The organism is Haemophilus sp. HMSC061E01 (assembly GCF_001810345.1).
GTDB lineage: Bacteria > Pseudomonadota > Gammaproteobacteria > Enterobacterales > Pasteurellaceae > Haemophilus_D.
Genome location: NZ_KV801015.1, coordinates 112,463 through 136,764, shown reverse-complemented (window position 1 = coordinate 136,764; position 24,302 = coordinate 112,463). Strand labels below are relative to the sequence as shown.

The 24,302-nt window shown below is 40.2% G+C and carries 26 protein-coding genes and 1 tRNA gene; 16 read left to right on the top strand and 11 right to left on the bottom strand.

The features are described from left to right. Positions 1–30 precede the first annotated feature (30 nt). The 3 genes from HMPREF2732_RS06565 to qseC all read left to right on the top strand — a co-directional run bounded on the left by HMPREF2732_RS06565 (position 31) and on the right by qseC (position 2,488). Positions 31–399, top strand: coding sequence for a YgiW/YdeI family stress tolerance OB fold protein (locus HMPREF2732_RS06565; RefSeq protein WP_049383931.1), 369 nt, complete (start codon positions 31–33; stop codon positions 397–399). Positions 400–474: 75 nt separating this feature from the next. Then, positions 475–1,143 (top strand): response regulator, encoded by a 669-nt coding sequence (locus HMPREF2732_RS06560; protein WP_049383935.1) that lies wholly within the window; start codon positions 475–477, stop codon positions 1,141–1,143. Next, positions 1,133–2,488 (top strand): quorum sensing histidine kinase QseC, encoded by a 1,356-nt coding sequence (qseC, locus tag HMPREF2732_RS06555; protein ID WP_070592177.1) that lies wholly within the window; start codon positions 1,133–1,135, stop codon positions 2,486–2,488. Before HMPREF2732_RS06560 ends, qseC begins: the two co-directional genes overlap by 11 nt. Before the next feature lie 27 nt (positions 2,489–2,515). Here the strand turns inward: qseC and HMPREF2732_RS06550 are convergent, their stop codons facing one another. Continuing rightward, complete coding sequence (locus HMPREF2732_RS06550; RefSeq protein ID WP_070592176.1) at positions 2,516–3,076, bottom strand: YceB family lipoprotein; 561 nt, start codon at positions 3,074–3,076, stop codon at positions 2,516–2,518. Between the two features lie 88 nt (positions 3,077–3,164). On the opposite strand from HMPREF2732_RS06550, the gene HMPREF2732_RS06545 reads away from it, so the two are divergent. From HMPREF2732_RS06545 to tyrA, 9 genes are all read left to right on the top strand, one after another. Next, positions 3,165–3,887, top strand: a complete 723-nt coding sequence (locus tag HMPREF2732_RS06545) for an RIO1 family regulatory kinase/ATPase domain-containing protein (protein WP_049383934.1) — start codon at positions 3,165–3,167, stop codon at positions 3,885–3,887. Continuing rightward, the gene (locus tag HMPREF2732_RS09985; protein WP_005696016.1) at positions 3,884–4,012 is read left to right on the top strand and encodes a hypothetical protein; all 129 of its coding nucleotides are present in this window, start codon (positions 3,884–3,886) and stop codon (positions 4,010–4,012) included. The genes HMPREF2732_RS06545 and HMPREF2732_RS09985 overlap by 4 nt, the downstream gene beginning before the upstream one ends. 114 nt (positions 4,013–4,126) lie before the next feature. Further along, positions 4,127–4,203: transfer RNA gene (locus HMPREF2732_RS06535), tRNA-Met, on the top strand. A 129-nt stretch (positions 4,204–4,332) separates the two neighbouring features. Further along, positions 4,333–4,788: a ribosome maturation factor RimP gene (gene rimP, locus HMPREF2732_RS09790; protein WP_049364144.1), complete on the top strand. Its 456-nt coding sequence runs from the start codon at positions 4,333–4,335 to the stop codon at positions 4,786–4,788. Positions 4,789–4,803: 15 nt separating this feature from the next. After that, positions 4,804–6,291, top strand: coding sequence for a transcription termination factor NusA (nusA, locus tag HMPREF2732_RS06525; RefSeq protein ID WP_049384169.1), 1,488 nt, complete (start codon positions 4,804–4,806; stop codon positions 6,289–6,291). Positions 6,292–6,302: 11 nt separating this feature from the next. After that, the gene (gene infB, locus HMPREF2732_RS06520) at positions 6,303–8,822 is read left to right on the top strand and encodes a translation initiation factor IF-2 (protein ID WP_049384170.1); all 2,520 of its coding nucleotides are present in this window, start codon (positions 6,303–6,305) and stop codon (positions 8,820–8,822) included. A 62-nt stretch (positions 8,823–8,884) separates the two neighbouring features. Then, positions 8,885–9,271, top strand: coding sequence for a 30S ribosome-binding factor RbfA (gene rbfA / locus HMPREF2732_RS06515; RefSeq protein WP_005699364.1), 387 nt, complete (start codon positions 8,885–8,887; stop codon positions 9,269–9,271). Further along, complete coding sequence (gene truB, locus HMPREF2732_RS06510; RefSeq protein ID WP_070592175.1) at positions 9,271–10,194, top strand: tRNA pseudouridine(55) synthase TruB; 924 nt, start codon at positions 9,271–9,273, stop codon at positions 10,192–10,194. The genes rbfA and truB overlap by 1 nt, the downstream gene beginning before the upstream one ends. Positions 10,195–10,280: 86 nt before the next feature. Further along, complete coding sequence (gene tyrA / locus HMPREF2732_RS06505) at positions 10,281–11,405, top strand: bifunctional chorismate mutase/prephenate dehydrogenase (protein WP_070592173.1); 1,125 nt, start codon at positions 10,281–10,283, stop codon at positions 11,403–11,405. A gap of 43 nt (positions 11,406–11,448) precedes the next feature. Here the strand turns inward: tyrA and queF are convergent, their stop codons facing one another. From queF to HMPREF2732_RS06480, 5 genes are read right to left on the bottom strand one after another with little or no spacing between them, the layout of a single operon-like run. Further along, positions 11,449–12,288 carry an NADPH-dependent 7-cyano-7-deazaguanine reductase QueF gene (queF, locus tag HMPREF2732_RS06500; RefSeq protein ID WP_070592170.1) on the bottom strand — a complete coding sequence of 280 codons (840 nt, stop codon included), beginning with the start codon at positions 12,286–12,288 and terminating at the stop codon, positions 11,449–11,451. 24 nt (positions 12,289–12,312) lie between these two features. Then, entirely contained in the window at positions 12,313–13,098 is a 786-nt protein-coding gene (locus HMPREF2732_RS06495) for a Zn-ribbon-containing protein (protein WP_070592168.1), read from the bottom strand. Between the two features lie 2 nt (positions 13,099–13,100). Continuing rightward, complete coding sequence (locus tag HMPREF2732_RS06490; RefSeq protein ID WP_070592165.1) at positions 13,101–13,475, bottom strand: SufE family protein; 375 nt, start codon at positions 13,473–13,475, stop codon at positions 13,101–13,103. After that, complete coding sequence (locus HMPREF2732_RS06485; RefSeq protein WP_070592163.1) at positions 13,469–14,671, bottom strand: cysteine desulfurase; 1,203 nt, start codon at positions 14,669–14,671, stop codon at positions 13,469–13,471. The genes HMPREF2732_RS06490 and HMPREF2732_RS06485 overlap by 7 nt, the downstream gene beginning before the upstream one ends. Continuing rightward, positions 14,661–15,176 (bottom strand): thermonuclease family protein, encoded by a 516-nt coding sequence (locus HMPREF2732_RS06480; protein ID WP_005699019.1) that lies wholly within the window; start codon positions 15,174–15,176, stop codon positions 14,661–14,663. The genes HMPREF2732_RS06485 and HMPREF2732_RS06480 overlap by 11 nt, the downstream gene beginning before the upstream one ends. A 111-nt stretch (positions 15,177–15,287) precedes the next feature. Between HMPREF2732_RS06480 and HMPREF2732_RS06475 the strand changes: the two genes are divergently transcribed. The 4 genes from HMPREF2732_RS06475 to HMPREF2732_RS06460 are packed head-to-tail and all read left to right on the top strand — an operon-like array spanning position 15,288 to position 19,744. Continuing rightward, entirely contained in the window at positions 15,288–15,704 is a 417-nt protein-coding gene (locus HMPREF2732_RS06475) for a CidA/LrgA family protein (RefSeq protein WP_070592160.1), read from the top strand. 6 nt (positions 15,705–15,710) lie between these two features. Next, entirely contained in the window at positions 15,711–16,406 is a 696-nt protein-coding gene (locus tag HMPREF2732_RS06470) for a CidB/LrgB family autolysis modulator (protein WP_070592158.1), read from the top strand. Beyond that, the gene (locus HMPREF2732_RS06465) at positions 16,403–17,755 is read left to right on the top strand and encodes an anti-phage deoxyguanosine triphosphatase (protein ID WP_070592154.1); all 1,353 of its coding nucleotides are present in this window, start codon (positions 16,403–16,405) and stop codon (positions 17,753–17,755) included. Before HMPREF2732_RS06470 ends, HMPREF2732_RS06465 begins: the two co-directional genes overlap by 4 nt. A 45-nt stretch (positions 17,756–17,800) precedes the next feature. Next, positions 17,801–19,744 carry an ABC transporter ATP-binding protein gene (locus HMPREF2732_RS06460; RefSeq protein WP_070592152.1) on the top strand — a complete coding sequence of 648 codons (1,944 nt, stop codon included), beginning with the start codon at positions 17,801–17,803 and terminating at the stop codon, positions 19,742–19,744. Positions 19,745–19,789: 45 nt separating this feature from the next. On the opposite strand, the gene HMPREF2732_RS06455 is transcribed toward HMPREF2732_RS06460, so the two are convergent. The 5 genes from HMPREF2732_RS06455 to rsxD are packed head-to-tail and all read right to left on the bottom strand — an operon-like array spanning position 19,790 to position 24,248. Further along, complete coding sequence (locus tag HMPREF2732_RS06455) at positions 19,790–21,160, bottom strand: sodium-dependent transporter (RefSeq protein ID WP_070592150.1); 1,371 nt, start codon at positions 21,158–21,160, stop codon at positions 19,790–19,792. Between the two features lie 26 nt (positions 21,161–21,186). Next, a complete protein-coding gene (gene nth / locus HMPREF2732_RS06450; RefSeq protein ID WP_005696036.1) occupies positions 21,187–21,822 on the bottom strand; it encodes an endonuclease III in 636 nt (211 codons plus the stop codon). Next, positions 21,819–22,529 (bottom strand): electron transport complex subunit E, encoded by a 711-nt coding sequence (locus HMPREF2732_RS06445; protein WP_005699035.1) that lies wholly within the window; start codon positions 22,527–22,529, stop codon positions 21,819–21,821. Before HMPREF2732_RS06445 ends, nth begins: the two co-directional genes overlap by 4 nt. Positions 22,530–22,539: 10 nt before the next feature. Beyond that, positions 22,540–23,166 carry an electron transport complex subunit RsxG gene (gene rsxG, locus HMPREF2732_RS06440; RefSeq protein ID WP_070592148.1) on the bottom strand — a complete coding sequence of 209 codons (627 nt, stop codon included), beginning with the start codon at positions 23,164–23,166 and terminating at the stop codon, positions 22,540–22,542. Continuing rightward, positions 23,166–24,248, bottom strand: a complete 1,083-nt coding sequence (gene rsxD, locus HMPREF2732_RS06435) for an electron transport complex subunit RsxD (protein ID WP_070592144.1) — start codon at positions 24,246–24,248, stop codon at positions 23,166–23,168. The genes rsxG and rsxD overlap by 1 nt, the downstream gene beginning before the upstream one ends. Positions 24,249–24,302 lie beyond the last annotated feature (54 nt).

The following is a 24,302-nucleotide window of genomic DNA, read 5'->3' as shown; positions in this document are numbered from 1 at the left end:
TTTATGCTTAATTCTATTTAGGAGAACATGATGAAAAAATTTGCTTTAGCGACTCTTTTAGCTTTATCTACTTCAGTAGCATTTGCGGGTTTCAATGGCAACACTGCACAAGGTGGCTTCCAAGGTGGTAACCAAGGTCAACAATTGACTGTTAAACAAGCATTATCTGCGAAAGATAATTCTATGATTACCTTAGTCGGTAACATCACTCAACAAATTGATGGTGATGAATATGTTTTCACCGATGGTACAGACCAAATCAAATTGGAAATTAAAAACCGCGTTTGGAATGGCTTAAATGTGGGACCTCAGGATAAAATCCGCGTTTACGGTAAATTGGATAATGACGCGTTTGAAAAAGCTGAGCTTGAAGTCATTAGCGTTGAAAAAACGCAATAATTCATATAATTTGAAGTGGTGGGCAAAAGCCCGCCATTTTTTCGTTTTGAGAAAGATAAAAGTGCGGTCAATATTATGCGAGTTTTATTAGTAGAAGACGATGCGCTCATCGGCAATGGTCTGCAAATTGGTTTAACGAAATCAGGCTTTATTGTAGATTGGTTTACTGATGGGCAAAGTGGATTAAACGCCTTAATCGGCGCGCCTTATGATGCAGTGTTATTGGATTTAACCCTGCCTAAACTAGATGGTTTGGAGGTATTAAAACAATGGCGTTCAAATAATCAAGATGTGCCAGTGTTGATCTTAACTGCACGTGATACATTGGATGAACGCATTAAAGGCATTCAACAAGGTGCGGATGATTATCTTTGCAAACCCTTTGCCTTGGCTGAAGTGGTGGTGCGATTGCAAGCATTAATTCGTCGTCGTTATGGGCAAGTTAAACCACAGATTGAGCATGGCAATGTCAAACTCGATCCTGCACAGCGTAAGGCTTGGTTGAATGAGGATGAAATTACATTAACTGGACGTGAATATAAATTACTCGAGCTTTTTATGCTGAATAAAGAACGAGTGCTTTCACGTGCGACTATTGAAGAAAAACTGTCAAATTGGGATGAAGAATTAAGTAGCGGTGCATTGGACGTACATATTTATAATTTACGTCAAAAACTGGGTAAGCAATTTATTCGTACGGTACATGGCGTAGGCTATGCTTTAGGACAAGTTAATGAAAAATAAACGACTGAGTTTCCGTCTCTTAATCGGTTTAAGTTTGACCGCACTTTGTGTGTGGTGCGTTGCCACGGCTGTTGCTTGGACGGTTGTTAAAAAAGAAGTCAAAGATGTGTTTAATGCACAACAAGTACTTTTTGCCGAGCGTTTGGCAGCTTCTGATTTGAAAAATGTCTTATTGGATGAAAATGCGAACTTTCCACGTGGTGGATTTAAATCACAGAAACGTCATTACGATAATGATGCGTTAGCCTTTGCCATATTTTCTAACAAAGGTGAAAGATTATTAACCGATGGTGATAATGGCGACAAATTTATTTTTCAAAATAAAACTGGTTTTAGTAAAGCGCATATTTTAGATGATGACGATGAATGGTTGATTTATTGGCAACCTGTTGGTAATGGTGAATTGGTGATCGCCGTAGGTCAAGAGTTAGAATATCGCGAAGAGTTGGTCAATAAAATGGTTTTCAGCCAAACAGGAATTTGGTTTGCAGGATTACCAGTGCTCTTATTGGTCGCGTTTATTGTGATTTATCGTGCATTAAAACCAATTAATCGATTGAGTCGAAACGTACAAGCTCGCCGACCAGGTGATGTATCGTTATTAGAAACCGATGATGTGCCAACAGAGATTTTACCGTTAGTCCAAAACTTAAATCAATTTTTCAAACGCACCAGTGAGCAGTTGGAACGGGAGCGCCGCTTTGTTTCTGATGCAGCACATGAATTACGTAGCCCATTAGCGGCATTACGTATTCAAACGGAAGTCGCACAGTTGGCTGGCGATGATGCACAAACTCGTGAAATGGCCTTAACGCATTTAACCCAAGGTATCGACCGAGCGACCCAATTAATCGAACAGCTTCTTACGCTTTCTCGATTAGATAATCTTAAAGAATTAAATCATCAGGAATCCATTGATTGGTCAGAAATGATAACTTCACTTATCGGTGAGTTATATTTCAGTGCGCAGCAACGCAAAATCGAATTGCAGTTTGAACATCAGGGAGATCCTGCCGTTAAGCAAGGGCAGACATTATTACTTGCCCAAATGTTGAGAAACTTGTTGGATAACGCCATTAAATATTGTCCTCAAGGCACTCTGGTTCGTGTGATTTTACAGCCACGTAAAATTCTTATTGAAGATAATGGCGGTGGTGTTGCGCCAGAAGAATTAGCAAAATTAGGGCAGCGTTTTTATCGTCCTGCAGGACAAAATGAAAAGGGAAGTGGGCTTGGATTGTCTATTGTGGCAAGAATAGCGGAATTGCATCACTATCGTTTCCGATTAGAAAACATTGAATCTAACGGGCAAATTCAAGGTTTACGAGCTATCATTGAGTTATAAAAAAGGGCGTTTAATACGCCCTTATTTTTAAAACATTCCACCAATTAATTCTAATCGACCTTTTTCAACTTTAATTTCTTTGGCAAATTTCTTAATCAGCATTTGTTTCATATCACTTTCATCCAAGGTATAAACTGGCATACGACTTAATAGTGCTGCCACACCATCGCTTAATAGCGGCATGACATCTTGGAGTTGATCCATCACACTATTCGGTTCACCAGACCAGCGTAAAATGCGCAGATTTTTTAAATAGAGCGCACCTTCCTGTGCGTTATATTCTGGAACGGCATCAAAGGTTAAATGCAATTTAGCTGGGTAGGTTTTACCAGATAAACGGATAAGTGTATCAACCAAACCGCTCATTTCAACACGATTGTTTTCAGTTTGTCCGATTTTAGTCACCAAATCTTTCAGTGCGTAATCGACAGAAAATAATCCTGGAATACCGAGTTTGTCATTAATTGTGCCTTTTTCACTTAAATACTGGTTAATTTGTTGCTCGCTGATGCTAAAAGGGGAAGCTTGTACAGATAGCGTGAAGAAACCTAATGTCAGTACGGTAAGCACTTTTTTGAAAAAATGCATATTTTTCTCCTTGATTGAAAAAGAATAAAAATTTTGTAGAATGTATCGCTTATCTTTTCAATACACAATAAAAATTTAAGTAGAGATTATGACTTCGTCATTTAAAGACCATGTGCAAGAGCTTCTTGAAGAGCATCGTGGGGAGCGCGTTTTTCGCTTTGAATATTTAGGAAAACAATATTGGTTAAAACAGCCTGAGCAATTAAAAGGGATATGGTTATTATTAAAACCGCATCCAAAACAACATTTTAAAGAAGAGTGTGAAATACTACAGCATCTAAATAATATTGGTGCACCAGTACCCAAATTATGCGATTTTGGTGATGATTATTTAGTATTGGAAGATGCGGGGCCAACATTAAACATCTGGCTGAATGATGAAAAATTGTCTTGGGCAGAAAAATCACATATTTTGCATTCAGCGATGGAGATATTGATTAGTCTTCATCAAAAAGGCATTATTCATGGTCGACCAGCCATACGAGATATCGCATGGAAAGAAGGCAAGATTAGTTTTATGGACTTTGAATCACATTCAAAAAGCCATAATGAGCACTGGTTGATTACACGTGATATGCTGGCATTTTTAGACAGTTTATGTCGTGTGAAAAGCTTAGATGATGAAAAGCTTGATGAATTATTTGATTATTATAAATCTCATTGCCCGACAACTTATTGGACTGATATGTTGTCTTATGTGAGAAGATTTCGTTGGCTTTATTATCTTTTACTTCCGTTCAAACCGATTGCACGAACGGACTTATTGGCCGTTTATCGGTTATTTGAACATTTAACAAAGGAAAATCTATGAAAAAATTATTTTTAGTGGCTGTATTAAGTGCTTTGGTGAGTGCTTGTTCTGTTGGTGTAGGTGCTGGCGGTGGCAGTAATGGTGTGGGCGTTGGTGTAGGTCTAGGCACGGGCTTTGGATTCTAACTCTCACTTTAAATAAAGCAAAGTGCGGTCAAAAAATCTTACGTTTTCAAGAAAATTAGCAGAAACCGCTTGATCTTTTGATTTAGATCACTATAATACACCGCATATTTCGGACGCGGGGTGGAGCAGCTTGGTAGCTCGTCGGGCTCATAACCCGAAGGCCGTCGGTTCAAATCCGGCCCCCGCAACCAATAACAAGTTCAGTAAAAAGAACCCCAAATTTGGGGTTTTTTTGTACGAGAAATTTAGAAACTGGGCTTAGGTTCATTGACGAACCTAACCCTTTTTTTATGTCTGAATTTTAAGATTAGGAGCAAAAATTGGCAACATTAGAACAAAAATTGCAAGAGATGCTTCAAGGTGCAGTAGAAGACTTAGGCTGTGAACTTTGGGGGATTGAATGCCAACGTGCAGGTCGTTTCATGACTGTGCGTTTATTCATTGATAAAGACGGTGGCGTAGGCGTTGATGATTGTGCTGATGTAAGTCGTCAAGTGAGCGCGATTTTAGATGTGGAAGATCCGATTGCGGATAAATATAACCTCGAAGTGTCATCACCAGGTCTTGATCGTCCATTATTTACGCTTGAACAATTCCAACGTTATGTGGGTGAGGATATCGCTGTGCATTTACGTATTCCTGTTTTAGATCGCCGTAAATGGCAAGGTAAATTGGAAAAAATTGAAAATGACATGTTGACACTTATTGTTGATGGTCAGGAGCAAGTTCTTATTTTTGGCAACATTCAAAAAGCCAATGTAATCGCAAAATTTTAAAGGAGAAAAAGGAAAATGAGTAAAGAGATTTTGTTAGCTGCTGAAGCAGTATCTAACGAGAAGTTATTGCCACGCGAAAAGATTTTTGAAGCGTTAGAGAGTGCGATTGCAATTTCAACGAAGAAAAAATATGACTATGAAACCGATATTCGTGTGTCTATCAACACCAAAACAGGGGAGTTTGATACATTCCGTCGTTGGTTAGTTGTTGATGAAGTTAAAGTGCCAACAAAAGAAATTACATTAGAAGCAGCACAATTCGAAGACCCTAATATCCAAATCGGCGATTATGTCGAAGATCAAATCGAATCTATCGCATTTGACCGTATTGCGATGCAAACCGCTCGCCAAGTAATCAGTACTAAAATTCGTGAAGCTGAGCGTGCAAAAGTGGTTGAGCAATTCCGTTCTGAAGAAGGCAAAATTGTTACGGGTACGGTGAAAAAAGTAAATCGTGAAAGCATTATTTTAGATTTAGGCAATAAAGCTGAAGCCGTGATTATGCGTGAAGATATGCTTCCACGTGAAAATTTCCGCCCTGGCGATCGTGTTCGTGGTGTGCTTTATAAAGTGAATCCAGAAAGCAAAACTGCACAATTATTTGTGACTCGTGCGAAACCTGAAATGTTAATCGAGTTATTCCGTATTGAAGTACCAGAAATCGGCGAAGAAATGCTTGAAATCCGTGGTGCAGCTCGTGATCCAGGTTCTCGTGCGAAAATTGCGGTGAAATCAAATGACAAACGTATCGACCCAGTTGGTGCGTGTGTGGGTATGCGCGGTGCTCGCGTTCAAGCGATTACCAATGAATTAGGTGGTGAACGTGTAGATATCGTACTTTGGGATGACAACCCAGCACAATATGTAATTAATGCTATGGCGCCAGCTGATGTGACTTCAATCATTGTGGATGAAGATAATCACTCAATGGATATTGCGGTTGATGCGGACAACTTAGCACAAGCAATTGGTCGTAACGGTCAAAACGTACGTTTAGCGACACAATTAACCGGTTGGACATTAAATGTCATGACTACCGAACAATTAAATGAAAAACATCAAGCTGAAGATACCAAAGTATTAAATTTATTCATGGATAAATTAGGTCTTGATGAAGAGTTCGCTCAAATCTTAGTGGATGAAGGCTTTACTTCTTTAGAAGAAGTGGCTTATGTTCCTGTGAGTGAACTGACTGCAATTGATGGTTTAGAAGATGAAGATCTTATCGAAGAGTTACAAGGTCGCGCAAAAGATGCCATTACTGCAGCTGCAGCAGCTGAAGAAGAAGCCTTGAAAAAAGCGAATATTGAAGATCGTTTATTAAATCTTGAAGGCATGAATCGTCACATTGCCTTTAAATTAGCTGAAAAACAAATTACTACGCTTGAAGAACTTGCTGAGCAAGGTGTAGATGATTTAGCTGATATCGAAGAATTAACCGCAGAGCAAGCCGCTGACTTTATTATGGCTGCGCGTAATATTTGCTGGTTTAGCGAAGAGTAAGGAGTTTAATAATGACTGAAGATGTAAAAAATACGGATGCGAATGCACCGAAAAAACTAAGTATTCAACGCAGAACAAAAACAACCGTAAGCAGCACAACAGCTGGCGGTAAAGCAAAAGCGGTACAAGTTGAAGTTCGTAAAAAACGCACAGTGCCAACAGATGCCGCTCGAAAAGCCGCAGAGGCAGAGAAATTAAAAGCACAGCAAGAAGCAGAGAAGAAAGCGGCAGAAGAAAAAGCACGTTTAGCTGCTGAAAAAGCTGCAGCGGAAAAAGCGAAAGCTGAAAAAGCGAAGGTTGAAGCAGAAAAGGCAGCGAAACCAGCACAAAGTGCGGTTGAAAATAAACCTAAATCGGTTGATCCAGAAAAAGAAAAACGTAAAGCAGAAGAAGCAGAACTTCGTCGCAAAGCGGAAGAGCTAGCTCGCCAAAAGGCAGAAGAGCAAGCTCGTAAAGCAGCTGAAGATGCTAAACGTTATGCTGAAGCGGATACGTCAAGCAATGAAAGCGCATCAGAAGATTATACCGATTACAATTTAAGCTCTCGTTATGCTTTAGAAGCGGAAGACGAAGAAGAACGCCGTAATGAAAATCGTGGTCGCGGCAAAAATAAAGTCGCTAAAGCGAAAAAAGAACGCGATGACGTGAAAGGCGGCAATAAAAATGAGCGCGAATCTAACCGTAAAAATCAAAAAGATGGTAAATTTGGTAAAGGTAAAAATGGTAAGAAAGGTGCAGCATTACAACAAGCCTTCACAAAACCTGTTCAGGTTGTGAAACAGGATGTTGTTATTGGTGAAACCATTACCGTTGCAGAATTAGCAAACAAAATGGCAACCAAAGCAACTGAAATCATCAAAGCAATGATGAAGATGGGCGAAATGGTGACCATTAACCAAGTGCTTGACCAAGAAACAGCTCAATTAGTGGCTGAAGAATTAGGTCACAAAGTGATTCTTCGCAATGAAAATGAACTAGAAGAAGAAGTATTAGGCGATCGTGATGTTAACGCAGAAAAAGTGACTCGTGCACCAGTTGTAACGATCATGGGTCACGTTGACCATGGTAAAACCTCATTGCTTGACTATATTCGTAAAGCGAAAGTTGCAGCAGGTGAGGCGGGTGGTATTACTCAGCACATCGGTGCGTACCACGTAGAAATGGATGACGGCAAAATGATCACTTTCTTAGATACACCGGGACACGCCGCATTTACCTCAATGCGTGCACGTGGTGCGAAAGCAACGGATATCGTCGTTCTTGTTGTTGCGGCAGATGATGGAGTGATGCCGCAAACTATTGAAGCGATTCAACACGCGAAGGCAGCCGGTGCACCTCTAGTGGTGGCAGTGAACAAAATTGATAAACCAGAGGCAAATCCAGATCGCGTAGAGCAAGAATTACTTCAACACGAAGTGATTTCTGAAAAATTCGGTGGTGATGTGCAATTCGTTCCAGTTTCTGCGAAGAAAGGTACCGGTGTTGATGACTTATTAGATGCCATCTTGCTTCAATCAGAAGTACTTGAATTAACGGCTGTAAAAGACGGCATGGCAAGCGGTGTAGTGATTGAATCTTACCTTGATAAAGGTCGTGGTCCGGTTGCGACCATTCTTGTTCAATCTGGTACTTTACGTAAAGGTGATATCGTACTTTGCGGTTTTGAATACGGTCGTGTTCGTGCAATGCGCGATGAAAACGGTAAAGAAATCGATGAAGCAGGCCCATCTATCCCGGTTGAGGTGTTAGGTCTTTCTGGTGTACCTGCAGCGGGTGATGAAGCGACTGTAGTGCGTGATGAGAAAAAAGCACGTGAAGTGGCGTTACACCGTCAAGGTAAGTTCCGTGAAGTGAAACTTGCTCGTCAGCAAAAAGCGAAACTTGAAAATATGTTTAGCAATATGACGGAAGGTGATGTGGCTGAACTGAACATCATTGTGAAAGCGGACGTTCAGGGTTCTGTGGAAGCGATTATTCAATCGTTACAAGATCTTTCTACTGACGAAGTGAAAGTGAAAGTAGTGGGCTCTGGTGTCGGTGGTATTTCTGAAACTGATGCAACCTTAGCGGCAGCTTCTAATGCGATTATGGTTGGCTTTAACGTTCGTGCGGATGCTTCAGCTCGTCGTATTATCGAAGCAGAAAATATTGACCTTCGTTATTACTCTATCATTTATGAACTATTAAATGATGTGAAAGCAGCGATGAGCGGTATGTTACAACCTGAATTCAAACAAGAAATCATCGGCTTGGCTGAAGTGCGTGATGTGTTTAAACATCCGAAATTTGGTGCAATCGCCGGTTGTATGGTGACCGAAGGTGTAGTAAAACGCAACAACCCAATCCGTGTATTACGTGATAACGTGGTAATTTTTGAAGGTGAATTGGAATCTCTCCGTCGCTTTAAAGATGACGTTTCTGAAGTCCGTAATGGTATGGAATGTGGTATCGGCGTTAAAAACTACAATGACGTGAAAGTCGGCGACCAAATTGAGGTGTTTGAAGTCGTTGAAATTAAACGTTCAATCTAATCGATAAAAAGAGCGGTCAAAATTCAACGTATTTTTGACCGCTTTTTAATAAGAGAAATATTATGGCAAGAGAATTTAAACGCAGCGATCGCGTTGCACAAGAATTACAAAAAGAAATCGCCATCATTTTGCAACGTGAAGTGAAAGATCCCCGTATTGGCATGGTAACCGTGTCTGATGTGGAAGTATCAAGCGATTTAGCTTATGCAAAAGTGTTTGTCACATTTTTGTTTGATCATGATGAAGTAGCGATTGCACAGGGCATGAAAGGGTTAGAAAAAGCGGCACCTTACATTCGTTCATTAGTGGGTAAAGCAATGCGTTTACGCATTGTGCCGGAAATTCGTTTCTTCTATGATCAATCCTTAGTCGAAGGGATGCGTATGTCTAATTTGGTGACAAACGTGATACGTGAAGACGAGAAAAAACACGTTGAGGAAAATGACTAATGTCGAGACCTCGTAAGCGTGGACGTGATATTGATGGCGTATTTTTATTAGATAAGCCACAAGGCATGTCATCTAATGATATTATGCAAAAGGTGAAACGCGTATTCCAAGCGAATAAAGCAGGGCATACCGGTGCGCTCGATCCATTAGCAACCGGTATGCTACCTATTTGCTTAGGCGAAGCGACAAAGTTTTCGCAATTCTTATTAGATGCAGATAAACGCTATGTGGTTACAGCAAAATTAGGTGAACGTACGGATACCTCAGATGCAGAAGGACAAGTGGTCGAAACGCGTCCTGTCAATGTGGAAACATCACAAATTTTGACCGCGCTTGAACAATTCCGTGGTGATATTTTGCAAGTGCCGACCATGTTTTCAGCGTTAAAACACAATGGAAAACCATTGTATGAGTATGCTCGCGCAGGCATTACGGTAGAACGTGAAGCACGTCCTATCACGATTTTTGAGCTTAACTTTATTGAGTATCAAGCGCCTTTTCTAACTTTAGAAGTGCATTGTTCGAAAGGAACCTATATCCGAACATTAGTGGATGATTTAGGTGAAGTGTTAGGTTGTGGCGCTCATGTGACAGTGTTACGTAGAACTGCGGTTGCGGATTATCCAACAGAAAAGATGATGACATGGGATGCTTTGCAGGCGCTTGCAGAGCAAGGCAATCTTGCACAACTTGATCAACATCTTTTACCGACAGATACAGCAGTCAGTAAATTACCTGCATTAAAGTTAAACGCAGAGCAAAGTAAAAGTATAGGCTTTGGACAGCGCGTTAAATTTACTAATGAAGCAAAATTGCGTGGTCAAGTGCGGTTGTTTTCTGACAAGAATATCTTTTTAGGCGTGGCACTTATCGATGATAACAATGTAATTCGTCCGCAACGTTTGATTACACAATCTCTCTAACCATTTGCCTTTCTGTTTTAATTCCAGTAATCTCACCTGTAACCTTTTAATTGCAATCAATGTAAATAAGATATTACAGGTGAATTATGGATGTCCTTAACCATTTACGTCAGGAAATTGATGCGCTCGATCGTGAACTGATTCAACTTTTTGCTAAACGCCTCGAACTGGTAAGCCAGGTAGGAGAGGTTAAGCATGAAAAAGGTTTACCAATTTATGCGCCAGAACGTGAATTAGCAATGCTACAAGCGCGCCGAGAAGAGGCGGCGAAAGCGGGAATCTCTCCACAACTTATCGAAGATGTGCTTCGTCGTTTCATGCGTGAATCGTATTCCAATGAAAATCAGTTTGGTTTTAAAACCCTGAATCCAGCCATTAACAAAATTGTTATTGTCGGCGGTTACGGAAAAATGGGGCAATTACTTGCCCGCTATTTGCGCGCTTCTGGTTATCCTATTTCTATTTTAGATCTGAATGATTGGGATGTGGCAGAACGCATTTTAACGAATGCAGATGTTGTCATTGTTTCCGTGCCAATTGATCACACGTTAGAAACCATAGAACGTTTAAAACCCTATTTAACGGAAAATATGCTACTGGTGGATCTCACCTCCGTGAAACGTGCTCCATTAGCTAAAATGTTAGAGGTGCATAAAGGGGCGGTAGTTGGATTGCATCCAATGTTTGGCCCTGATATTGCGAGCATGGCAAAACAAGTGGTTGTGTGTTGTGATGGGCGCTTTAGTGAGTGTTATGAATGGTTACTGGAGCAAATTCAAATCTGGGGTGCAAAAATTTACCAAATTGATGCAGCTGAGCATGATCACAATATGACGTATATTCAAGCATTACGTCACTTTTCCACTTTTGCGAATGGTCTGCATCTTTCTAAACAGCCCGTCAATTTAAGCAATTTATTGGCGCTATCTTCCCCGATTTATCGTTTGGAATTAGCTATGATTGGTCGTCTATTTGCTCAAGATGCGGCACTTTATGCAGATATTATTATGGATAAGCCAGAAAATTTAGATGTGATTGAAAGTTTGAAACAAACCTATGAAGAAGCGTTACAATTCTTTGAAAAAGGCGATCGTCAAGGATTTATTGATGCTTTCCATCAAGTGAGAGAATGGTTTGGGGAATATTCTGATCAATTCTTGCAAGAAAGTCGTCAGTTATTACAACAAGCTCACGATTTACGTCACGTATAAAGTAAAAAGTGCGGTTGATTTTCACCGCACTTTTTCTTTTTACTTATTGTCTTGCCAAACGTAAATTTTGTGGAATTTCCTCAAAGTTCGAACGGAATGGATTAATGTCCAATCCACCACGGCGCGTATAACGCGCATAGACGGTGAGTTTTTCTGGTTTGGCGTAATGCATCAAGTCACAGAAAATACGCTCGACACACTGCTCGTGAAACTCATTATGTTGACGGAAAGACACTATGTAGCGGAGAAGTTTTTCGCGATCGATTTGCTTACCCACATAATGAATTTGCACGGTTCCCCAATCCGGCTGACTGGTGATAAGACAGTTAGATTTCAATAAATGGCTTACTAAGGTTTCTTCCACCACGTTATTGGACGTACAATCTTGCAAAATGTCTGCATCAAATTCGTAGCTGTGGATTTCGATATCCTGATCATCAATGCAATCGCCCGGTAAAGTATCAATACTTTGTCCTTGATAATGGGATAAAGGATGCAAACGTACTTTGACCTCGCCTTGAGCACAAGCACTTAGATCTTCACGCATAGTGTGTTCTACGCTAGCAAAATCAGCAAATTTACTTTGGTTAAAGCTATTTAAGTAGAGTTTAAAGCTTTTCGATTCAATTAAATTTTCACTGCGATAATCAATTTCCACATCGGCAATAGCTACTTGTGGCAAACCTTTTGGATTTAACCAAGAAATTTCGTAGGCTGTCCAAATATCCGCCCCTTCGGAAAATGGCTGTTGTTCAGTTATGCCTAAGCCATCACGATTGAGTTTTCGAGGCACGGGTTGTAACAAAGTGCGGTCATAATTCGCAGCATATTCTGTTGCTTGACCGAGTTTTAAAGATTGAAGGCTTTTATCTTGATAGTTCATTTGTTTTCCTGAATGACGAAAGCGTTATAAAAAATTCCACGACACATTCGAGACTAATCGACATTGGTCGCATTTAAAGTAAATTACATCAAATAGTGGTGCGTCTAATGTCCAATCGCCACCACATTGCGGGCAACAGCGTTGTTGTTCCGATTCTAAAGAATGTCCACCGACACGGTATAAATAATAATAGGTCGGTATGCCGTTTTCTTTTTCGATTTCAGCAGCAAGGTAGCGTCCATGTTTGCTGAGCGTGCTATTAACCTCGAAGATTTCATTTAATGCTTCTTTTTCTAAAGCCGAACCATTCATTTGCAACTGATCGCAGGCCTGCCAATTTTCCTGCCATTTAATTAAATCTTGGCTTAAGTGCGGTTGATTTTTTAGCTGTTTATAGAGCGGAATTGGGGAGAAATCATCCCCGCTATGTAATGGCGAGCAAGATTGTAAATGCGTGGTGTAGAGCATCTGCCATGCAGGTCGGTTACATTCAGCTGTACTGTCAGCATTTAAATCATCGGCAATAATTTGAAAACCTTGAAAATTTAGACCGCACTTTTCAGCATTTTCCATTGCCAGATTCACAGTTTGGTTATTGTTCTTGGGCAAAAGGCTATCTTGCTCAGGGCAAATAACGCGCATTGCAAAACCTTGTTGATCGTCTTCCTCCGTTAAATAAAGCGGGATTTCACGGCCGATAATTTGCCCGTTATAACGCCATTGGTCGATGATTGCATTGAGTAAACGGCTTTGTTGGCCGATGTCATTTTCTAAGGCAGTTAATTTAAAAAAGGGTTCGATCAGATACATAATTACAGATTGTGCAAGATTTCTTCAATTTGTTTTAAACCGTTTAAGCGGGTTTCACTTAAGCGGGAGGCAACACCAAGCTCATCAAAAAATTGACGAATATTAAATTGTTGTAATTGGTTTCGGGTTTGGCCGTTGATGTTTTGTAACAACAACCATAACAAGCCATTCATAATGCGCGCTTCGCTGTAAGCTTGAAATTGAAACGTATCGTCATGTTGTGGAATGGGCATAAACCAAAGTCCCGCTTCACAGCCTTGAATCGATTGCATTTGAGCCAATTCATCAGGAGAAGGTTGAGGGAGATGCTTACCCGCTTGAATAATAAAACGGTAGCGATCTTCCCAATTTTTTGCCTGTTTAATGTTTTCTAGCATGCTAATAACTCTAAGGATTTATCTAATGCCGCAAAAAAAGCGTCCACATCTTGTTGGCTGTTATAAGGCGCAAAAGAAAGTCTTAATGTAGTACGCTCGCCAAGACGGGCTAAGTAAGGTTGGGCACAATGTTCACCCACACGCAACGCAATTTTCTGTTCACTTAATAGGGTAGCAAGATCCGAAGCCGCAATCCCATCAAAAACAAAACATACTACTGAACTCGGTTGCGGTGAATTAAATAAACGACAATTTGGATAGTTTTTTAACCGCACTTTACTTTGCTCAGCAAGAGCAACGGCATAAGCTTCGGCTGCCTGAAAATCCCATTTTTTGAGCCAATCTAGCACTGCACCAAAGCCAATCACGCCCGCAATATTTGGTGTGCCCGCCTCTAATCGATAAGGCAAATCGGCAAAAGTAATACATTCATGGGATACGCGCTCAATCATTTTTCCACCGTAAAAAAGCGGTTGTAGCAGAGAAAGTGAGCTTAATTTTCCGCTTAATATACCAATGCCGTTTGGTCCATAAATTTTGTGTGCCGAAAAGGCAATAAAATCCGCATCTAATGCCTGCAAATCAATTTGTATATGGCTAATAGCCTGAGCGGCATCCACTAAAATGAGCGCATTGCTATGTTGACGGATTACTCGAATTAAATGTTGGATATGTTGTTCCGTTCCCGTTACGTTGGAAACAAAATTGAGCGCCACTAATTTAGTTTTCTCATTTAAGGCTGCAATTAAGGCATTTTCATCAATTAACCAATTATCCAAAATAGGCAACACTTGAATTTTTGCCCCGCATTTTTTCGCTGTCTCATGCCACGTAACATAATTAGCATGATGGTCTGCTTGGCTAATTAAAATCTCGTCATCCGTATGCAAAGAGGGGAGTAAACCGTTAGCGACTAAATTAATGCTATGCGTCGTTCCTGAAGTCCAAATCACCGCTTTTTCATCTTCTGCATTAATTAAGGTTTTAACTAAGTGGCGGGCATTTTCATATTGTGCTGTTTGTGCGGCTTCATACTGACTACGATGCACGGAGCCTGCCGATTGATAAAAAGTACTTGTTGCATCAATTAGTGCTTGAGGTTTTAATGCTGTTGCCGCATTATCCAAATAAACCACGGCATTTGACGATTTAAAATAAGGAAATTCATTTTTAAATGATTGATAATCAAAAGCCATGTTGACCTCCATGTTTGCCTGCTTTGTTCTGTTTTCGCCATTCATAAGGGGCAATAGGGTTGGAATCTCGCCATAAGCCAATTTTTTGTTGTTGGGCAAAATCTTGTGCCTGAAAGTAGAGTGGATTTTTAACATATTGCGGATAAACCCACGCCATGCCGTTTTTTACCATTTCTAAGTTGATGTTTTGTTCTTGCAGGTAAACCGTTGCCAAAATACGTTGGTAACGATCGTAACCAGAAACGGACAACGTCACATTTTGTTTGAAAACCAGTTGTGAAAGATATTGTTTGGCTTTCTTTCCAAATGGTTGGCCTTTTTCCGGTGCATCAATTTCTTGTAATCGCACTTTGAGTTGTTTTTTAGTGGGTAAGAGGCAAGTTAAGGTGTCGCCATCGCTGACCCCTACAACCCAACATGCCATTTGGCGTTCAGTAGCGACTGAAAATTGCGTCCAAAGTGCGGTCAAAATTAGGGCTAAAAATAAGAAAGCATTTTTAATCATTTGGAATTTCTTTGATCTGCATCGCAAAATTTCGCTAAAATGGATGGGTAATTTTAACAAAAAAGCGTAAAATAATTTTTAATTATTATTAAAAAAGTTGATAGAGGAAATATGTTACTCCAAAAAGGCGTTCAACTCGCTCGTTCGCTCATCATTTTATACATTATGTTACTACTCGGCAATTTGATTTCTCAATACATTCCAGTGGGGATTCCAGGCAGTATTTGGGGGTTATTGTTACTTTTTTTAGGTTTAACGACTCATGTGATTCACCTGGAGTGGATTTATTTCGGCTCGAGCTTATTGATCCGATACATGGCGGTTCTTTTTGTGCCTGTGAGCGTGGGGATTATCAAATATTATGATTTACTCGTTAGCCAATGGAAAGTTTTGCTCATCCCAAATATTCTCAGTACCGTTCTGACACTTTTAGTTATTGCATTTATAGGAAACTATTTATTTTATAAACAATCCTTTACCCATAAGCGTAAAAAAGTATTAGAAAGACGCAATCTTCAAGCTGACTAAGGTTTTATTATGCAGTATGCAATTTATCTTTATACCATTTTAACGATTTTCGGATTTTGGCTCGCATTACAAATCAGTAAACGTTGGAAATCCATGATTTTCAATACGTTCGTGCTCACAGTATCAATTCTTGTGCTGATTTTAGTAGTTGGCGATATTCCTTATGATGATTACATGGCGGGTAATGCGCCGATTAATAATTTATTAGGCGTGAGTATTGTTGCGCTGGCGTTACCGTTGTATGAACAACTTCGTCAAATTGCGAAACAGTGGAAAATTATTCTTTCTGTGGTGACATTGGCTTCTCTGTTTTCCATGTTTACCGGTGCCATTTTTGCGATTATTTTAGGGGCAAGCCCTGAAATGGTCGCTACCGTATTGCCAAAATCAATTACCACGCCAATTGCGATGGAAGTGTCTTCTCATTTAGGCGGTATTCCAGCCGTTACAGCCGTAGGCGTGATTGTTGCAGGTTTACAAGGTTCGGTTTTTGGTTATCTCATCTTGAAAAAACTCGGTATTAAACAACAAGAAGCCGTAGGTTTATCTGTTGGTGCCGTTTCTCACGCACTCGGCACGGTAAGCTGTATGGAAGCTAATCCGAAAGCCGGTAGTTATAGTTCGATTTCTTTGGTACTTTGCGGTATTATGAGCTCAATTTTAGCGCCCTTAGTATTCAAAGTTATTCATCTATTTTTATGAGAACCCAATTAGCTGATTTTTGGACCGAACGTTTCCTTCCTGATCCACCTCGCGAAAAAGATCACCGACCACCATTTCGTCGTGATCGCGGGCGGATTTTACATTCTGCTGCTTTCCGTTGTCTGCAAGCCAAAACACAGATTCACGCGGTGGGCGAAAATGATTTTTATCGCACGCGCCTAACTCATTCTCTAGAAGTAGCACAAATCGGTAGCAGCCTGGTTTCCCAATTAAAATTTGCGGAAAGTTATGTTGCTATTTCAGACCAGCTTCATATCGAAAAAAGTGAATTACAGAAACAACTCAAGCCTTTATTACCAAGCAATGATTTAATTGAAAGTTTGTGCTTTGCGCATGATATTGGTCATCCGCCGTTTGGTCATGGTGGGGAAGTAGCGCTCAATTATATGATGCGGAATCATGGCGGCTTTGAAGGCAATGCGCAGACATTTCGTATTATTACTAAACTTGAGCCCTATACTGAAACAGCAGGGATGAATTTAACACGTCGTGCCATTTTAGGTGTGGTGAAATATCCGAATATTTTAGACTTATCTTCCCCTCAATATGCCCAGTTGCCGCATACTGAAAACGCTGATCCACGCTATGTCAAAATTAGCGACTGGAAACCAGGAAAAGGGTTATTCCGTGATGACGTCACAATGTTTAATTGGCTATTGCAAAACCTTTCTGAAAATGACCGCACTTTGTTTGGTTCATTTCAAAAAGTGCGGTCAAATCCTGCCGAGTTTTTAAAAACACAATTTAAATCTTTAGATTGCAGCATTATGGAATTGGCGGATGATATTGCGTATGGGGTACATGATTTAGAAGATGCGATTGTGACCGGTGTAGTAAATCAACATCAGTGGCAAGAAGCATTGGATGAACTTAAAACGATTCCTTCAGATTGGCTGGCAAAAAATATAGAGCAAGTCAGCCAACGATTATTCTCCAACCATCATTTCGAGCGTAAAAATGCCATTGGTGCATTAGTGAATTTCTTTATTACTCATGTGCGTTGGAAAGTCACCGGTAATTTTGATGAACCTTTGTTACGTTATAATGCAGAACTACCGCAAGATGTGATTGCGGCATTAAATGTGTTCAAAAAGTTTGTATGGAAATACGTGATTCGTCATGTGGAAACGCAACGTATTGAATATAAAGGCCAACGCATTCTTACGGAAATGTTCCAGATTTTTGAGTCTGACCCAGAACGTTTATTGCCAACGAATACGGCTACTCGTTGGAAAAATGCGCCAGAACAGGGCAAAAAACGTATTATTTGTGACTATATCGCAGGCATGTCAGATGCCTATGCTTTAAAGGTTTATCATCAGCTCTAAAGTGCGGTTATTTTTATTGATATTTTGAATTTATAGGACAATTTTGTGGCATTAATTAGTTTAACTAACGCTTATCTTTCTTTTAGTGATCATCCGTTACTTGATCACGCTGAACTGCATATTGAACCCAATGAGCGCGTATGTTTGGTGGGGCGTAACGGGGCAGGTAAATCGACTTTATTAAAAATTATTGCACAGCAAGTCACCATGGATGACGGCAAAGTGCAGTATGAAAAAGATTTAGTGGTTTCACGTTTAGAACAAGATCCGCCTCGCCATGCTGAAGGGAATGTATTTGATTATGTGGCAGAAGGCATTGAACATTTAGCAGATTTGTTAAAGGAATATCACCATATTTCGCAAGAGTTGACACAAAATTACAGCGAACAAACTCTTAACCAGCTAGCACAAGTGCAAGCAAAATTAGAGCATGCCAATGGTTGGCAGTTTGAAAATAAAATCAATGAAGTCCTGCAAAAGCTCGAGTTAAATCCCGATACCAAATTAGCCGATTTATCGGGTGGTTGGTTGCGTAAAGCCGCTCTTGCTCGTGCGTTGGTGTGTAACCCCGATGTCTTGTTATTAGATGAACCGACCAACCATTTGGACGTAGATGCAATTGAATGGTTAGAAAACTTCTTATTAGAATTTACTGGAAGTATTGTGTTTATTTCCCACGACCGTTCTTTTATCCGTAAAATGGCGACTCGTATTGTTGATTTAGATCGCGGGAAATTAGTGTCTTATCCAGGTAACTATGATTTATATCTCACCGCTAAAGAGGAAAGCTTACGTGTTGAAGCATTGCAAAATGACCTTTTTGATAAGCGTTTAGCGCAAGAAGAAGTTTGGATTCGTCAAGGGATTAAAGCGCGTCGTACACGTAATGAAGGCCGCGTGCGCGCTTTAAAAGCCATGCGTGAAGAACGTCGCCAACGTCGTGAGGTGATGGGTACTGCTAAGTTACAATTAGATAACTCAAGTCGTTCAGGCAAAATCGTGTTTGAAATGGAAAATGTGTCTTATGAGATTGAAGGCAAACAGCTGCTCAAAGATTTCAGCACGACCATTTTACGTGGCGATAAAATTGCATTGGTTGGCCCAAATGGCTGTGGAAAAACCACGTTTATTAAACTTTTATTAGGTGAAACCAAGCCAACCAGCGGTCGCATTCATTGCGGTACAAAATTAGACATTGCTTATTTTGACCAATATCGTGCTGATCTTGATCCAGAAAAAACGGTGATGGATAACGTTGCCGATGGCAAGCAGGATATTGAAGTCAATGGCATAAAACGTCATGTTTTGGGCTATTTGCAGGATTTCTTATTTCCACCCAAACGTGCGATGACACCTGTAAAAGCGCTTTCAGGTGGTGAACGTAACCGTTTGTTATTGGCTAAATTATTACTGAAACCGAATAACTTACTGATTCTCGATGAACCAACCAATGACTTGGATGTAGAAACCTTAGAATTATTGGAAGAAATCCTCACGGATTATCAAGGCACGCTATTGATTGTCAGCCATGATCGTCAGTTTATTGATAATGTCGCGACTGAGTGTTATTTCTTTGAAGGCGACAGCGTATTGAATAAATACGTGGGCGGTTTCTTTGATGCAAAGGGACAACAAGCCAATTACTTTGCGATGAAAGCAGAGCAAGAAGCTCAAAAAGTCAAAAAAGAAGCACCAAAAGCACAGGAAAGTGCGGTTAAAAATGACGTTGTTTCTCAAAAGCCAAAATCCGTTAAACTTTCTTACAAAGAACAACGTGAGTTAGAACAACTTCCACAATTATTGGAAGAATTGGAAGAGAAAATCACCACACTTCAAGCTGAAATTGGTGCCCCTCACTTTTTCCAACAAGCCCATGATGTAACGGATGCTAAGCTTAAAGAATTAGCGGATACTGAAGCGGAACTTGAAACAGCCTTCCTTCGTTGGGAAGAACTTGAAGAGAAAAAGACTCAAGCAGAAGCAAAATAGGGTATAGGTAAAAAAGAAACCGAGCGAAATAGCTCGGTTTTTTTATTACATATTACTAATAAAAATCACCAAAATAATCACTGGAACCACAAACTTAACATAGTTAAACCAAATTGTTGTGAAGCGTGAATTTGGTGTTGGTGATAGCTCTTTTTTGGCATCATCTTTTAACACGAAACCAACGAAAATGGCACAGCCAAGTGCGGTCAGCATAAAGAGAATATTTCCGCTGACGAAATCGAAGGTATCGAAAATGCTTTTACCGAAAATGGTGAAATCTTTCCAAAGGTTATCACCTAGAATAGATGGCACGTTACCTAATAAGAAAATTCCCATTAAGGTAACAAAAATCGCTTTACCACGGCGCATTCTGAGTTTTTCTTGTAATGCGGTGATGATGACTTCGTAAATCGTAATTGACGTGGTTAATGCCGCAATAAGCAATAAGCCGAAAAATACGATAGCAAAGAATTTACCCGCCCATAAATGTGAGAATACAATTGGTAAACTTTGGAAAACCAAAGTTGGCCCGGCGTTAGGTTCAATGCCGAATGTGAATAATGATGGGAAGATCATAAAACCACATAACACAGCGATAATAGTATTTGTGAAGCCTGTAATAACGGCTGTGTGAATAAGGTTTTCTTCTTTATTTAAATAGCTTGAGAGAGTAATTAATACACCGAAACCAAGGCTTAATGCGAAGAACACTTGGCCTAATACGAAAATGAATAATTTAGGTGTAATTTTGCTGAAATCTGGTTTTAAGTAGAAAGTCACACCCTCCATTGCACCCGGTAAGGTAAGGTTACGAATCACCATGCCGATGAGGAAAATGAAGAGTAATGGCATTAAGTATTTTACGGAACGTTCAATCCCGCCGATGATACCTTTCGCTAAAATAATGTAATTCACTGCCACAAACAGGAAGGTGTAGAGCATGATTTCCCATGGGCTGTTGCTGATGTGTAAATCGTAGAAATCTTTGGCCACTTCTTTTGTAATTGGGGTACTGATATCAAGGGTATTATTCATCAGGCTGATGATATAAGACATCACCCAACCACCTAATACCATGTAATAAGCCATGATACCAAATGAGCCAAGAAGCCCCATGTAACCAAGAATCTTCCAATATTTGGAGATGTTTTTACCTTTATCTTGGATTTTGTCGCCAAAGGCATCAATGGAATTCACACGCAAACGGCGTCCGATAACATTTTCTACTAAAATCATCGGGATACCAATGACAATCATCGCGATACAAAAGAGGAGTACGTAGGCACCGCCGCCATTTTCACCCACTAAATAAGGGAAGCGCCACGTTGCCCCAAAGCCAACTGTCGCACCCGCAACGGTGAGCACATAAGTTAGTCGGCTAGACCATGTTTGGCGAGATTGATTGTTTGTTGTCATAATATATTCCGTTTGATTTTATTCGTTTAATATTCTGTTTTTTCTTTGTATTCACAGAGATCTTCAATAATGCAAGCTCCACATCGAGGTTTGCGCGCGGTACAAGTATAGCGCCCGTGCAAAATCAGCCAGTGATGTACATCCACTTTAAATTCTTTTGGCACAACTTTGAGTAGTTTTTCTTCCACTTTTACCACATCTTTGCCAGGGGCAAAGTTTGTGCGGTTGCATACGCGAAAAATATGCGTATCCACTGCAATAGTTGGATGACCGAAAGCGGTATTTAACACTACATTCGCCGTTTTTCTGCCGACTCCCGCAAGGGCTTCTAAGGCTTCACGACTTTCAGGTACTTCACCGTTGTGTTTTTCAACTAAATCACGGCAGGTTTTAATGATATTTTCTGCTTTGCTGTTATAAAGCCCGATGGTTTTAATGTATTCTTTTAACCCCTCTAAGCCGAGATCTAAAATAGCTTGTGGGGTATTTGCCACAGGGAATAATTTTGCTGTCGCTTTATTCACGCCTTTATCGGTCGCTTGAGCTGACAAAATCACAGCGATGAGTAATTCGAAAGGCGAATTATACTCTAATTCCGTGGTTGGATGCGGGTTTTGCTCCCGAAGTCGAGTGAGGATTTCAATTCGTTTAGCTTGGTTCATTTTTTCATATCAATTCGGTTTTTAATCGCCAGTAGAATGCCTAATCCAATAAACGCACCTGGCGGAAGAATAAAGAGTAAAAAGCTGCTGTCAGCGTGATAAATATGTAATGTCAGGAATTTGGCGCCTTGACCAAATAGGTTTTCAATGCCTTCAAAAAGGGTACCTTGGCCTAGGATTTCACGTAGCGCACCTAATACGGTGATACTTAATGCCATACCTAATCCCATCGAAAAACCATCCCAGGCTGCATGTGCTACGCTATTTTTAGAGGCAAAGGCTTCGGCACGACCGATGACGATACAGTTAGTCACGATTAAAGGAATAAAAATCCCAAGAGCTTGATAGAGTGTATAGGTATAAGCATTCATCAATAATTGCACCACGGTTACGGTGGTGGCAATAATCATCACATAAATCGGAATACGGATTTCATGAGGGATTTGTTTACGAAAGAGCGAAACAACGGTGTTTGTACAGGTTAAAACCAACATAGTTGCAAGGCCCAAACCCAATGCATTCGTCGCAGTACTTGATACAGCTAAGAGCGGACAAAGCCCCAATAATTGCACGAGGGTTGAGTTATTTTTCCATACGCCTTGAATAAAGATTTCTTTCCAAATAGAAGGCGTTTGCGTTATTTCTTCTGAATTTTCAACCGCACTTTGCTCATCAAGTGAGGTCGTTTTTTCGGTTAAATCAGTCATAATAAATATCCTATTGCGCGTATTTTTTTGCCATCTCGTTGAGTAATGCCTCATTTTCAAGCATCACGAGAGCAGAACGTTTTACTTGATTTACAATCGCGCGTGGCGTAATGGTTGCGCCAGAAAATTGATCAAATTTACCGCCATCTTTTTTGACCGCCCAATCTTTTAGGCTTTCTGGTACGATAACTTGGTTCGTAAAACTTAAAATCCAATTAGATATGCGAAGTTCGATTTTATCGCCCAATCCTGGGGTTTCATGATGTTCGATGACACGCACACCTAAAACTTCACCTTTTGGTGTGATTCCTACTAATAAACGGATATTCCCTGAATAACCATCTGGTGCTGTTGTTTCATAAGCATAGGCAGTGGGTACATGATCTTTAATAGCAAAATAGAGTTTTTGAATGCCTTTGAGTTTATCTTGCTCAGGTGTTTCTACGCTTTCAAGCAAGTTATTATTAAAATAATCTTGAGGGATCACTTGGAGTAATAACGCTTTTTGTTGTTCAGCCATGGCTTCATCAATTTTATCTTTTGTCAGCATATAAATGCCTGCAGAAACAGCGGTACATGTAAGCGCAATAAAACCTAATAACAAACCAAAACGGGAGGTGACTTTTAAAATACCCATTATTTTCTCCCTTTTGCAAAGTGGCCAGCTACACGAGGGCGGGTATAGTGATCGATAAGTGGTACACAAATATTACTTAACAAAATCGCAAATGCCACGCCGTCAGGGTAGTTTCCAAAGTAACGAATAAGGTAAACCAATAGTCCAACCAAAGTACCAAATACAAGCTTACCACGAGGTGTAATAGAAGCTGTGACAGGGTCAGTCGCAATAAAGAATGCGCCGAACATCATGGCACCGCTAAAGAGTTGGCTTATCATACTTAAATGATGATGGCCTGACATCGCAGTGATTGTTGCTAAGGTCACAAAGGTCACGAGCATTGAAACAGGAACTTGCCAGTGAATTTTTTTCTTTAAGATTAATACAATCCCACCAAGCATAAATGCCAGATTAACCTGCCACCAACCTTCAGCAAAGTCAGTCCCGTTTTGTAATAAAATCGGCAATTTTACAAAATCATGGAATACGCTTTCATCGCCTTGATGTAAGTTATAGAAGATTTTTGCGCTGTCTAATGGCGTCGCTTGTGTAATTCCATCAATGGAATGGACGAGTTGGCTTAAGCTAAAACCGTCAGTGGTTAAGCCTGTGAAAATTAAAGAAAGCGAATCCGCAAATGTTGGGGGTTCATTTAATAATGAAATAGGCGGCATCCAACTTGTCATTTGTAGAGGGAAAGAAATCAATAGCACCACATAACCCACCATAGCCGGATTAAAAGGATTTTGTCCCAAGCCGCCATAAACGTGTTTGCCTAGAATAACAGCAGAAAGCGTACCGATTAAAATCACCCAATAAGGTGCATAAGGCGGAATCGCCATCGCTAAAATTAAGGCAGTAAGCACCACGCTAAAATCTGAAATATAGACAAGATTTGCCTTATTGCGCAATTTGGTCACAATAAACTCAAGTAATAATGCGAAAGAAATAGCCAAGGCGGATTGCACCAAAACACCCATTCCAAAATAATAAATTTGTGTGAGCAGAGCAGGCAACATGGCTGCAATCACCCATAACATAATACGGGCGGTTAATTTGCCTGAATGGGTATGAGGCGAACTCACCATTTTCTTAAACATAATTTTTTCCTGCGTTATTCTGTTTCTTTGGCAGCTTCAGCCGCCGCTTTTTTT